The organism is Methanoplanus limicola DSM 2279 (genome assembly GCF_000243255.1).
Classification (GTDB): domain Archaea; phylum Halobacteriota; class Methanomicrobia; order Methanomicrobiales; family Methanomicrobiaceae; genus Methanoplanus; species Methanoplanus limicola.
This window is the reverse complement of record NZ_CM001436.1, coordinates 206062-219873: the sequence shown is the minus strand read 5'-3', so window position 1 is coordinate 219873 and position 13812 is coordinate 206062. Positions and strand designations below refer to the sequence as shown.

Annotated in this window: 6 protein-coding genes; 4 read left to right on the top strand and 2 right to left on the bottom strand. The window is 41.1% G+C overall.

Translation table 11 applies throughout. The features are described 5' to 3' along the window. The 4 genes from METLIM_RS00955 (at window position 1) to METLIM_RS00940 (ending at window position 9821) form a co-directional block, all read left to right on the top strand. On the top strand, window positions 1-3804 hold the full coding sequence (locus METLIM_RS00955) for a cellulosome anchoring protein cohesin region (RefSeq protein WP_004075953.1): 3804 nt from the start codon (window positions 1-3) through the stop codon (window positions 3802-3804). 12 nt (window positions 3805-3816) lie between these two features. Next, window positions 3817-4560 (top strand): hypothetical protein, encoded by a 744-nt coding sequence (locus METLIM_RS00950; RefSeq protein ID WP_004075951.1) that lies wholly within the window; start codon window positions 3817-3819, stop codon window positions 4558-4560. Between the two features lie 38 nt (window positions 4561-4598). Continuing rightward, window positions 4599-8342 carry a PKD domain-containing protein gene (locus METLIM_RS00945; RefSeq protein ID WP_004075949.1) on the top strand — a complete coding sequence of 1248 codons (3744 nt, stop codon included), beginning with the start codon at window positions 4599-4601 and terminating at the stop codon, window positions 8340-8342. A 216-nt stretch (window positions 8343-8558) separates the two neighbouring features. Continuing rightward, window positions 8559-9821: a hypothetical protein gene (locus tag METLIM_RS00940; RefSeq protein WP_004075947.1), complete on the top strand. Its 1263-nt coding sequence runs from the start codon at window positions 8559-8561 to the stop codon at window positions 9819-9821. A 453-nt stretch (window positions 9822-10274) separates the two neighbouring features. Here the strand turns inward: METLIM_RS00940 and METLIM_RS00935 are convergent, their stop codons facing one another. After that, window positions 10275-11909, bottom strand: a complete 1635-nt coding sequence (locus METLIM_RS00935; RefSeq protein ID WP_004075946.1) for a hypothetical protein — start codon at window positions 11907-11909, stop codon at window positions 10275-10277. A gap of 540 nt (window positions 11910-12449) precedes the next feature. Further along, window positions 12450-13796 carry a coenzyme F390 synthetase gene (ftsA, locus tag METLIM_RS00930; RefSeq protein ID WP_004075944.1) on the bottom strand — a complete coding sequence of 449 codons (1347 nt, stop codon included), beginning with the start codon at window positions 13794-13796 and terminating at the stop codon, window positions 12450-12452. Window positions 13797-13812 lie beyond the last annotated feature (16 nt).

Below are 13812 nucleotides of genomic sequence, written 5' to 3'. Positions count from 1 at the left end.
ATGAAAAAACTTAAATTAATATCTCTGGCATTCCTCTGTATTGCATTGATATTTGGTGTTGCCTCTGCGGCAACATTATCTATTAATCCTGCTGATACAGATTTAGCCATGGGAGAAAAAGCTCTGCTTGCTGTTAATGTAGCAGATGTGCAGGGTCTTGGCAGTTTTGATATTGATGTAACGTGGGATTCTTCCATTGTTTCATTGTCAGATGGAACTGATGTTATAGCAGGACCTTCGATAGATAATTTACAGAGTAATGTTCAGAGGGGGCGTGTCCGTCTTGCAGGTCTGAATTCAACACTGGAAGGTATTTCCGGAAGTGAGACCCTCTGTTATCTGAATTTCACCGGTGTCGGGGACAATGGTCAGACTTCTGATGTTAATATAAAAGTTAACAGATATGGATTTCTGAATTCAACTTTTGGGAAGGATATCCCTGTTGATCAGATAAATCAGGGCAAAATTACAGCACGTGTTTCAAATACAATTGATGCACGTATAGGAGTTGCCGGAAGAGAAGTTCCCGATGATAAGGAGACAACAATTAAGGCAACTGTTGCAAATCAGCGCAATTATGAAACTTCAAAGCTTAATGTTAATGTAACATTTACCAAAGATAGTGCTGAAGTTAAGAAAGAAACTTACAGCGATGTTGTCATAGCTCCGGGAGGAAAATTCATACGTGATATTGCATGGACTCCTGGTGCAGAGGGCCTTTATCTTGTCAATATTACAGTTACCTCCGAGGATGCCGTAAAGGGTAGGCCTTCAGATGAGAAGTCTATTAATGCTATTGATTATCAGCTGGACATAATTGGTGATCATGCTTATGGATATAGTAGTGCCAGGGTTGACAACTGGTTTTATTTCTATTTCAGGGTTGAAGCAAATAAGGCCGGGAATGTTATTCTAAATGTTAACGCTCCTGAGGGTTTTGAAATTTACGGCGGTGAAAACCAGACAAAATATCTCTACAACAGCAATTATAATTATGTTTATGTCCATATGAGAACCAGCAATCCCGGAAATTATGCAGGTGATGATTTTACATTTAATATGTCTGCTAATGGGAAATCTGATTCTATAAAGGGCAGGGATATCAGGATTTATGTTCCTTCAATGGAAGTGAATTCAATTGGAACAGAGGTGGTCTCTGATGGTAGTTCAGCAGATTTTATATTCAATACACTTCACACTAATAATACCAACCGGAATTCCACAGTAATTGTGGCACAGCTTGGTGCACAGGGAAGAACATTATCAGGTCTTGGATATCTGGTGGGCTACCCGTACGGCTGTGTGGAGCAGACTACATCAAAGATGATGGCTTCTTTAAATGTAAAGAACTATTATCTTGGACGCGATGATCCCCCTGATGATTTCGATCGGATCCGTAACAGAGCCAATGAATCAGTTGAAAGAGGTATTAATGTACTTGTGAATGGCAAACTGCGTGGTCAGCATGATGATGGCGGATGGAGTCTCTGGGGCTATGGAAGTTCGGAGGCATCTTCAAGTTCCTATGCAAGCTACACTCTGGCAAAGATTAACAGGACCGATGAGGATTTAAGACACCTGCTTAATGGTAAGATCTCTTCGGGCGGTACAGTACAACCCAATACTGTTAACTTTGATATGCTGATTAAGTGGTTTAATAAAAATCATAAAACAGAATCAGGCACGATGTACTGGGAGTGGGAGGCACCTGTATGTCATTCATGGACATCTCAGTCCAATACTCCGTTTGTAATGCTTATACATTCAATGATCAATGAAACCTGTGAGGTTAAAGGAGAATATAAGGATTATATGCTACGGAATATGGAGAATGCAACAAAGTACGTTGTCAATAATATTAACACCGGCAGGATCTCCGGAGATGACAAAAACATGGCAACAGCCCTCAGTCTCTGGGGTCTGGAAGCGTTTGGTATCACTTCTGCTGATGTAAGTCAGGAAGCTCTTGATACTGCAAAAACGACAGCCAGGGAATATCTTATTGAGGCACAGAGTAAGGAGGATGGTTCATGGTCAACAGGATCGAAGTACGGCTGGTCAAATACAGGTCGTATAACAGAGAGCACAGCATATGCAATTCTTGCACTTAATGCAACAGGAATTACTGGTGATAATACAACTATAACTGATGGTATTAACTGGCTTGTTAATCAGTATGAAAATGGTGGAAAGTGGGGTTATACATGGGCAAGTCAGGCAGCTATTGATGCTTTAATCACATGCCAGGGCAGTGTTAAGACTTCAGGTACAGTCAGTGTTGATATTGACAGTGGCAGTATTGTTAAGAATGTGGCTTTAAGTGATGCTGCCGGTACACAACGTGTTGAGGTGACACTGACTGAGGATGAGATGAAAACTCTGATGAGCGGTGGAACTCGTACGAGGGGCATAACCGGGAATCCATTTGGTGAGGTCAGGTATCATACAGTGGATGTTACTCTGACAGGTGACGGCCCGGTTATTGTTTCAGTGGAGAACACCCAGTGGGCGCCACTTAATGAGATTGACAATTTAATCAGAAATTCACAGACTATTCAGGATCTTGATGCCGGAGAAACCGTTCATTTCACAATGTTTAACCGGAATATTGACGATTCAGCTGAGATTGATGACATAAGCAACTTTACACTTGCATACAGTTCTTCTCCTGATCCATTGGTTGTAGGTAAGGAGGGAGAAATTACTGTTGGTGTAACGTCTGATGTTGACTTATTCTCGCCGATGATTGAGGTTCCGATTGCAGGATTTGTCTTTGATAATACCTCAGGTATAAATGATAAATCAATTTCGTTTGAGGTGTTAAACAGCACTGCTAATGCAGAACAGGATTCGATATTTATCCAGCCGGAACAGTGGGTGGCAGATACTCCGTATTCCTACTCCTTTAAAGTAACTCCAGATGACTATGGCACGCTTAACATGTCATTCAGAATAATTCCTCTGTATGATGATGAGAAGGTTGCAATTGCCGGACATAATTTCGATGTGACCGGAAACGGCAGTGTTACTATCAACGTCCAGAATGAAAATTATAATGCAGTTAAGGCGGACAATATTACTGTTGACGGAGTGAAGGTATTTGATACATCAAGCTATACTTTCAGTGATCTTCCGATTGGCAATTTCTCCTTAAGTGTGAAAAAGGCTGATTATCCGGAGGTACACGGTACAGTAGGAATTACTTATAATAAAACATCAATTTACAATGTGACAATGCCGACATCAATGGATGAACCTGTTCTGATTTTCTCAGAAGGGGATTCCGGAAGTATAGCCGGTAGTTCACATACTCCGGGTGTCCTTAGTGCAATGAAAAAAGAGAACATGACTTATAATGTTTCAGTTATGGGTGAGGGTGGAAGACTTGCTATTGCTCTTAAATTCCCGATGCGCTATCTGATGACTGATCCGGTTGTTAAACTCAATGGCGTTGTACTTGGTGCTGATGAATATGAATTAACTCGTGGAACATTTGTTTACGACAAAGATTCGGGAACATACTCAACTACAGATTCTACGCTTGTAATTTACAATTCACCATCCGGAACAAATTACATTGAGCTTGAGTTTGAAGGGGGTATTTGGGGTGATGCAGACAATAGTGGAGAAGTAGATCTCTTCGATGCACTTGATATTCTTGATTTCTATCTGGGTAATATTGAAGGATTTGATACCTATGATTACCCCAATGTAGATGACCTAAATTCAGATACGATTGATCTGTTTGATGCCCTAAAAGTTCTTGACAGATATCTTGGCAATGTGAATGAATTCTATAATTAGAGGAAATAATTAATGAATAGATTACTAATTCCTTTTTTTGCACTCTTGCTGGTTTCAGTTATAGTGTCTGGAACAGGAGCGGCAGATGTAGTACTTGAAGATGATATGCTTGTAGTTAAAGGGGTTCAGGATTCCATTGGACTTGGTGCTTTCAGTGTGGTTCTTGAATATGGAAACAGTGTTGAAATACAATCGGTTAAAGGTGAGTCAGGTTTTCTTGTTGCTTCAAACATTAAAGACGAAGAACTCATTACTTTAATTGCGGGTATATCTGGTGATGGACTTACAGGTGATATTCCTGTAGCTGCTATCAATAAAACAGGTTCGGGAGATATTGAGGTGTATGTAAGAGAACTTGCAAATGTAAAGGGTGATCCGATTCCTTATACAAATCCAGTATATGGGGAACCGGTTCCGACTAAAGCTCCTGAAGCAGTTTCTAGCTCAGGCAGTTCAGGAGGTGGCATTTCTTATTCTCCCTCTACTGACAAAACTCCTGATGCATCAGCAACTGAAACTCAGGTAAAAGATTCAGAAAATACAGATTTAAGGGAGGATGAACGGTCAGATCAGGTTCCAACAGGAGATTCAGAAACAATTGCAATTACTACTTATGGGGAGAGGAATAATGAAGTGTCTGATCAGAAAAATGAGGTGAAATATCCGGAAACCACAAAATCTCCGCTTGGTTTGCTTGTATTAATTCTTTCTATTGGAAGTGTATTTATATTAGCAAGGAGTAAGTTAAAGTGGTAGATTGGGTCTATTTAAAAAAGTATAGGAGGAGATGAGATATGATGATTCTTAAGAAAGGTTCGTTGTTATTAATTATTTTATTAATTTCTGCTTTCACAGGATCTGTTGCTGCTGGAGGAACCGGTGTTCTAAGTTCTTCCAATGCTACAGATGTAAAAGTAGGAGAAATTGGCTATGTCATATATTCGGTCGATAATAACTTTAATCCGCTGTTATGGTCAATGGGTTGTAAAATCTATTATGATTCAGATGTAGCTGAACCGATAGATTCGGAAAAGATTAGCAGTTATGCTTCCAGAGGTAATACTTATGAATCGGGTATGAAATTGAGTTTGCTGGATTTAAATAAAGATGGTATTCCAAATGGGGAAACCGGTATTTATAATTTCTCATTCCGATCAAAAAAGAATGATGGGAGCAGGATGGAACTTGGTATAGTTATTGATCTGGCTAAAGATGTTGGTGGCAATACTATTACTAATAGTTATACTTCCGTAAACGGTACATTTGTCACACTGGATGAAGTAGCACCTGTAATAAATAACATCACTACATCAGCAAATGTAGCAAAAGATTTCAAGGTTACCGGTTTTATTACTGAAGTGGGTGGAATGGGTTCTGCAAATGCAACTGTCAGTAATACCACAGCATCTCAGGTATATAATCTTACGCTGACTAATCTTGGAAGTGGTCTTTATAGTTATTCAGCCGATGTTTCATGGCCTGTGTTTGAAACCGGGGTGAAAATTACTGTCAATGCTGTAGATGCAAAAGACAACCATGCAGACGCGGTTGAGAAAACCGTTAATGTAGTTAATGCAGGATTCTCATCGGCAGTACCTGAGGGATATATCAAAACACGACCTGTCAATGCTTCGGCATATATGAATAATATTGACCAGGCTACGGTCACGATGATCATTGGTGGTAATGTTGCACCAACCAATCTTGCTTTAACGTTCCTTTCCGGAAACACCGGCTATGTAATTGGTGATCTGACTCCATTATCTCCGCTTGCAGATGGAAATTACTGGGTAAATGTCTCAGGTACAGATACAATTGCAGGTGATAAGCGTCATCTTAACTGGACATTTGTTCTGGATACAGCTACGCCTACACTCGCACTAACAATTACAGATTCTGACGGCGATGGTTACATCGAAGCAAACGAGGACCTTACCTTTAACTGGAATGCTGGTTCTTTTGGTGCAAGTGGATTTAAGAATGTTGAGATAATTGATAAAAAGACATCATCTGTATTATGGACTGATGATTCAGGTCCTTCAGGTGTAGCTGTTCAGAACTTTACTGAAGGCAACCGTGACCTCTCTTTCCGTGCATATAGCAATGCAGGAAATTATGCAGCAGAAGATTTCCATCTTTATAACAATTACATTGTATGGATTAATTCAACTAAGTTTGGGACAATTTCAGGAATTGAAACCAATTATACTGCAATGGTAAGTCTGGATCTTACAGATACAAGTAATGTAATGCTGTACAACGGAAGCAGTGTTAACCTTCCGGCTATTGGGACAGTTTCAAGAAATGTAACCGGTACTGGCCAGGTGACAAGTGATACATATGTTACAGTTGACAAAAATGCAAATGCTACATATCCGGGCGCTGATACTTACCAGAAAGTTGGATATTATGGTCCTTCTGATGTAATTGACTTTGAGATAACAGCTCCTGCTATCACACATGCCAATGTTCTTCTGATGGAGGCAAATGAGACTTACATTAATCAGCTGGTGGATCAGAAATCTGTGAGTGGAATTAATTATACTGAACTTATCAGGAAAACAGCTTACATCTTTATTGAAGGCGGCTGGACCAAAATAACTGTTCTTGACGATGGAACATTCATTCAGGATGAAATTGTGGGCAATCGTCTTACTGTAGAAGGTTCAATTACAGATACTTTGAAAAAGATTGAAAATCAGGTTGATTTTTCAACAGGTTATCGTTTAAGTGAGGACTGTGTAATTGGCACTAACAAGACTATAACTCCGGCAGTTGGCGATTATGCTCTTGGAGCAATTTCCTTTGATGCTGAACGTATTGGTATTATTGGTGTGATGCCGGTTGTATTTACCGAATCAACAGATCAGGGTACTGTTTCAGGGACGAGATTTGCAGCAAACAGTTCATTTGATGCAGGATTCACAGACAACTGTAAGTATTTCGGTGTTGGGGTATATCGCGATACAGAGTACAATGCTTCTGTACTGATAGACTTTGCAAAGATCAATGCAGATATGATCTCTGCTGAACTTAAAGCAGGTGGTGTTCCTGCAACACAGAAACTCTGGCATAATATCTACATAAGCCCGGATTCAGGCAATTATGCATATGCTAAGAACAGCAATAATCTGACCTTTGATCTTTCGGGACTTAAGGTCGGTAATTACAAGGCAGTTCTCGCTGGTCTGAGTAATAAAGGGACGGCACAGGCAGTAGGTGTTCATGACTTTACAATTCTGCCGCCATTGCCGGTAGCAAACTTCACTGCGGAACCACTGGTAGGTACAGCTCCTCTTACAGTGAATTTCACAGATTCAAGTTTATATTCTCCGACAACGTGGGAATGGTATTACAGCGCCGATAAAGGTTCAAACTGGACTTTATTCGATACTGTCCAGAACCCTGTAAATGTATTTACGCCAGGTAACTATTCGATAATGCTGAATGTGACAAATGCAAACGGAGCAGGCAGCAAATCAATAATTGATTACATTCAGGTGAATGCACCTGCACTTGTTCCGGTTGCGAACTTCACAGCAACACCACTAAGTGGCCAGGTTCCTCTGACTGTTCAGTTTAATGATACAAGTATCAATTATCCGACAACGTGGGGCTGGTATTACAGTGCTAATGGTGGAACAACCTGGAATAATTTCAGTATGTGCCAGAATCCATCATACCAGTTTGCTTCAACAGGAACTTATTCCATTATGCTAAATGTTAGCAATGCATTTGGAGGAAACAGCACTTCAAAGATTAGTTACATTACAGTAAGCGCTGCACCAACACCAGTGCCAACACCAGTACCAGGCCCATCCGGTGGTGGCGGCGGCGGTGGCGGCGGCTACTCCGGTGGATTTGGCCCGACAGTCCCTTCATATCAGTACACAGGTGAAGGAGTTTTAGAGACAAACAACCTTGGACAGGTTCAGGGTAATGTAGAAGTGGTATCACCTGACGGCGGAGCAAAACTGCTCCTCTCAAACGGTGTTCAGGTACTTGACGCAAACGGAAGAGCGCTCTCTGAGGTCTCTGTTACTCAGGCCCAGGCAGGATCAGTTCCGGGAACAAGCGGTGCTCTCTACAAGTTCGGGGACTTTGTCTATGAATGTCTGCCGGCAGGTGCACAGTTCGATCCGTCAATTGACATCAAATTTGAACTTACAGAAGCACAGTTCAATGCCCTCAATCCGGGCCAGACATTCTCTGTAAGGTACTATGACGGAGCATCATGGGTTGAAGTTCCGACATACGTCAATCCAAACACCCGTGAAGTCATAGGAGAAATAACACACTTCACCTACTATGCACTCATGGCAGTCGGAGGAACATCTGCACCGGTAGTTCCGGGAGCAGAGGTTGTGCCGACAGAACAGCCTACAGGAGCTGTTACACCAACCGGAGAGGAAACACCTTCACCTGATGAAGGAATGCCCGGATGGATATGGATAGTACTCATTGTAGTAATCATAGCTGTCGCAGGCGCTGTCTTCTACCTCTATAAGGAAGGTAAGCTTGGCGGTTCCAACAGCTAAATTTAAACCAAATTTTTCTTTTTTAGCTTTAATTTCTGTATTCTGAGTTTAGCTTTATTTTCTGAATAGTTATCATTCCAAAGTCCGGAATTGACAATACTTCGTATGGTGACTGTATTCACCGGGATATCCATGCGGCTTTTAACTGAACAGCGATACGTTTAGATAAAAGTTTAAAGATATTATAATAAATTACAATATTTGAGAGAAATGACTATGAATAAATTTAAAAAATCCATATTCTGCGGAATAATTCTCCTCCTTGTTATGATTACAGGGGTTACGTCCGCAGTTTCAGTTGCAATCAGCCCTGATAATATTGATGAAGGAGATACGGTCACAATAAGTTTTCAGGACTTAAATGATAACAGCACTTTTGCCCTTAGAATGCAGTCTGTAATTGGTATAGGAAATGAGACATCATTTCAGTTTGTGGCTACCAATGTAAATGTTCCCTTCTCAATGTCAGACCCGGAAGTATATGTCCGGGCAAAACCGGTGAACAGCGCCGGACTGAAGGCTACCTCCGGAGGTTCAATTAAAAGCGTTGAATATCTCGCCGATGAGACTAAAATTGTGGACTTCTCACAGGGCCTTGACAATTTAGGCGCCGGGAGTATCGAAGCACTGAGAGTTTTTGGTGAAACAGAAGCAAAAAATCAGAACATAGATATCTCCCTGCAGCTTGAAGGGATTAAAACAGGTCCGTCCAGTGGCTCCATAAGTTTTGGACTTTCCGGAATTGAGAGTGGCAGTGCCTGGATATACATATTCGTTGACGGTTCGGAGGTTATAGGAAAGGAGATAATTATAGGAGAGCCACCGGTGACAGCAACGCCTACGCCTACTCAGACAACTTCGTCATCAGGAGGTTCATCGCATGACTCATCAGATGACGAGCCGACATCAGAACCAACTTCGTCTGCAACGGCTGAACCAACTGAAACAACGGTTAAGACAGATGAGGCATCATCAATGGACGGCATTGCAACGATATTCTTCAGGGAGGATGCAATCTCCGGCGCTGTGCCTGAACAGGTGTTTATAACAAAAGTAACTCCAAAAGAGATCCCGTCTGACTGGCAGGCAGTCTCTGAAGGATACATTATTTCACCCTCAGGTGCAAAATTCAGCCCGGAAGCTACACTGACAATCAGGATGAATGAGAGCATATCCTCGCAGGCATCAGCTCTTCGTCCGTTTATAGTAAAATATACCGGAAATGACTGGACAATAATGCCTTCAGTGGTCAGCGGAAACGCAGTAAAGACTGATATTGACAGTACCGGGCAGTACGCTCTTGTCATCATCAGCAGTGGCGGCCAGACATCTTCCGGCAGCACAGCAAATTCAGGATATTCAGATTATTCCGGTCAGCAGGAATCACCCACCCAGGCATCCGGGATGTCAGCTGCACTGATACCTGCATTTATCGGTATTCTTGGCGGAATTCTTCTCCTGACCGGAAGAAGGGATTAATTCCACTAATATTTTTTACTATTTTTTACATACATTCAGCCGGAATATTAGTAAATGGTCACTAAGAACTGGTCCGGTGTGGTCAATGACAGTTAAGTTATGTCTATTCCTGTTTATGGTTTGGTGCTTTCCTGACTTTTATCTCCTGCTGACGGTTTAAATGGAACCTGATTAATTTCCCAATCAGCAATATTGCGTATGTGCTCCAACCTACCAAACTTTGGTTTGGGCACATTTTCTTTACGCATATTGTTTTCATGTTCCATGACCATTTACAACTATATCTCAGTTGCCGGATGCACTGTAAAATCCGGCGTGCTCTGTCAATGCAGATTTAATTTGAGCTTATTTTACAGTTGTCAAAAGACAATAATGAAAGCTATTGATATACTGTTAATTTTCCGGGGAAAAAGAAGAAGATTTGATGAATTATCTGCCTGAAAGTTATTATCATCAACTTCCAAGCATCTCAAAGCACCATGTCGGTTTGCCCCATGAACCGCCAAGGTTTATCTCAATATAGGCTCTCTCCTCATCAAAATCTTCCGGAACTTCGAAGATAAGAACAGATTCAAAATGCTCTCTTCTCCCAAGTGATTTCATACTGTAGGGCATTCCCATATTTACAATATAATCAGAAGGCGTTGAATCTGTATATACCTGGTTGTTCCAGTTCAGTTTAAACACAGATTTGGAAGGTGTCCTGACATTGTCACTGCCTCCGCCGCGATAGCCCATATGTGTTATATCCACAGTAACCATGAAGAATTTTTTGCCGTAATCTGCCTTAACAACAGGACTTGTCTCACCAGTTTTGGATTTTGTATAATATGAAAATGCTGTTTTATATCTCTCAATCTTTATAGATATGTCATTTGTACCTGAACTGTCCCTGTAAACGTAGCTTTCAGTAAGTTTATATGATTTTGGAAGCATCTCAGGAACCGGAATTGAGAAAAGGCGCTCTTCATTGACGGTTTCTTCGATATCAAGTTCTTCTGATACAGTATTCATAGCTGCAACAGCATCCTGAAATGCCATAACCCCTTCAATAATCCTCGTAGTATCATAATAATATGAGCCGTACCAGAAGTTCATGGCCGCTTTTTTATATACATCATATGCTTCAGTGGCATTTTCAACAGTTGAATAAAGACCCTCCTCCTCCATAATTCCTTCATTTAATTTGGTCTTATGCTCTGAAGTGCTCTTAATCATTGCCTCTGAATATTTGCCTACATTCTGCCAGTCCTTATCATTGGCATAGTCCATGATCTTAAATGCCATATCACTGAGGCTTTTGGAGGTTTCGGCGATATAATTTTTTACCTGCTCTCTGGTATAGATATTATTTAATATCTCTACTTTATCTGAGTAATCCCTTTTATTTTTGAATTCAAATCTGGTTGCAGGGTCTTCATAGTTTTTAATGCCGGTATTTTCACCGATTTTAAAGGAAGACCACTCCTCTGCTTCAATATAGTAGCCCGGACCCGGAAATCCGGGTAATTCCAGGACATCCTCTGCAACCATCTTAAAAACTACATCTTCTTCCCTTCCGCTCGTATCTTTGAAATTTATAAAGAGAAATGCAATGTTTTCTCCGTAATTACTGTTAAATATCTCGGTAAATATTTTTGTTGCATCAACTTCATATGCCCAGATGGTATTCTGGAGTGTGTTTAAATCACCACTGTTGTAATTTACGTTAACAGTAATTCCCTTCTCACGTCCGAGATATTCGGTATTGATAATTTCAGTATCCGGGATCAGATCTATGACAGTTATGCTGAAATTCTCTGCAAATTTACCAGGTCCAAGATAATCGTCCCTTGCGCAGCTGAGCGATGCAGCAATTTCTGCAATAAATGTATCGTTATATACGACTGAATCTTTCTCAACCGATTTTTTGATCTCTTCTTTTGGCCTTTCATAAATCAGATTAATTGTGTCCATTATTCCTGTGGACGTTGATATTGTGTCAAGGGTGCTGTTTGCTTTTACTGCCGCAGCTGTCTCCTGTGGTGGTATATCTGCCGGTTCCGGACTTTCTCCGAATATTGTTCCGGACACAGAGATTGCAAGCATTATCAGGAGAAGTGCGCCAAAGAGAACAATTCTGTAATCAATTCCATGAATTTTTATAGCCGGAACTGATAATTTTATCTCCGGTGATACATTCTCCTTATCAAAAGCACCTGTTATTACTGCGTTTTCAGCAGTTTTATCTTCAGGAACCGATACTTTTATTTCGGGGACTTCTGCCTCTCTGCTTAAGACCTTAACCGGAAGATCAGTTTCCTTTTCCGGAGCCGGAGCTGTTACTCCGGTGACTTCTTTTTCTGTATTTATTACTTCAGTATATCCCTTGATGCCTGAAAAAAAGTATGCATCTCCGGATTTTCGGAATTCCTTCTTCAGACAGATCCCTCATTTATTTTTATCTGTGGATATTTCCGTCAATTCTCTGTTAATTAGAGCGTGGACTATCCAATCATCTCTAATGTGTATGTTATATTATTTAATGTATGCCATTCAGTCAAAAATAGTGTGGATTTTTTTATACTCCTTAACTGACATATACTCTCTGTTTGTCCTGCACCTGCTGAATCTATGAAAATAATTTCATTACCTTCTGTCGACAATTCTCTTTGGCCGGGCCTTAAGCCTGTATAGTTCAAGTCCGCCCTTTTCAGTAAACCTGAAAGCAATCTTTAACTGGCCCTCTTCATACTGTAATTTCAGTCCTGGAACTCTCTTCAGGAATTTATCTGTAAAATTATCTTTTATAAGCCCGCGGTTGCACCTGCTTAAATCTTCACATTCCATGGAGACACGCATTATCGTCTCATCCAGGTCCTCACCACTGTAGATGAATGCTTCATACTCTCCTGTCAGGTACTGCATATTTTCCGGATAAAAGACAGCCGCCTCAACATCAGTCCTGTTGACCGGAACACCGTATATGTAATAATTCTCAGCATCCCTCTTTGGGTTGTTAATTCTCATATGGGTTCTTTTGCAGGAGCAGACATCTCTGGATATAACGCTTGTGATGTCATCAGTATTGTAATTTATAAGCACTGTTCCGGCATTTTCGCCTTCAGGCACAAGAGTTGTGATGACGATCTTTCCTTCTTCTCCATCCGACACAAAACCGTTCATAGTCTGGTCATAGAGATCAAGGTGAATGAGGTCCTCAGCAACATGCAGCCCCTCTCTCTGTCCGCACTCTCCGCACATTGTCCCTTCAGTGCTCCCATATGAGTTGCAGGTTTCAAAGCCCCACAGGCTGTCAAGATATGCCCTTGATTCCGGAGCAAAACTCTCCCCTCCGACAATTAATTTTCTTATGCCTGATTTTTTCGGGTCAAGCCCTGCTGCCTCCATTCTCTTTGCAAGCCGGATCAGCTTAAAGACACTGCCGACAATGGCGGTGGGCTTATAACTCTCTATAACCCTTAACGGAAATGTGCATTTTCCCTCCGGAATTATAGTCAGGCCTATCTCTTTTGCAGCCATCGTCATTGCACTGGCACCGACATTCATGCCGTATGATGCACATATTGCGACCCTGTCTCCCCTTTCAAGACCATATGATACAAAAATCCGGGCATATTTTTCAGAATATCTCTTCCAGTCATCCCATGTAAGAAAGAAGGACTTTGGAACTCCGCTTGTTCCGCTCGTCTCATTAATAGTATGGACATTCCGGCAGCTCACACTTTTAAAATTAAATTTTTCAGTAACAGGCGGCTGATTTTGCCTGATAGTATCTCCGGTGATAATCGGAAGCTCCCTTAAATCCTCATGCTCTTTTATTGAAAGTGGATCTATCTTATGTTCCAAAAACCATTTTTTGTAGAATAATGAATTTTCAGCAGCATATCTTACAGTATTTCTGACCCTCTCATCAATAAGAATGTCAAGGTCTGCCCTTGGCATCGTCTCCTTCTCTTCGTTAAAAAAAGCCATAAACCATCAGTTCTGA

Coding starts and splice junctions, on each gene's coding strand:
- METLIM_RS00955 (WP_004075953.1), top strand. CDS start 1: ATGAAAAAACTTAAATTAATATCTCTGGCATTCCTCTGTATTGCATTG.
- METLIM_RS00950 (WP_004075951.1), top strand. CDS start 3,817: ATGAATAGATTACTAATTCCTTTTTTTGCACTCTTGCTGGTTTCAGTT.
- METLIM_RS00945 (WP_004075949.1), top strand. CDS start 4,599: ATGATGATTCTTAAGAAAGGTTCGTTGTTATTAATTATTTTATTAATT.
- METLIM_RS00940 (WP_004075947.1), top strand. CDS start 8,559: ATGAATAAATTTAAAAAATCCATATTCTGCGGAATAATTCTCCTCCTT.
- METLIM_RS00935 (WP_004075946.1), bottom strand. CDS start 11,909: ATGCTTGCAATCTCTGTGTCCGGAACAATATTCGGAGAAAGTCCGGAA.
- ftsA (WP_004075944.1), bottom strand. CDS start 13,796: ATGGCTTTTTTTAACGAAGAGAAGGAGACGATGCCAAGGGCAGACCTT.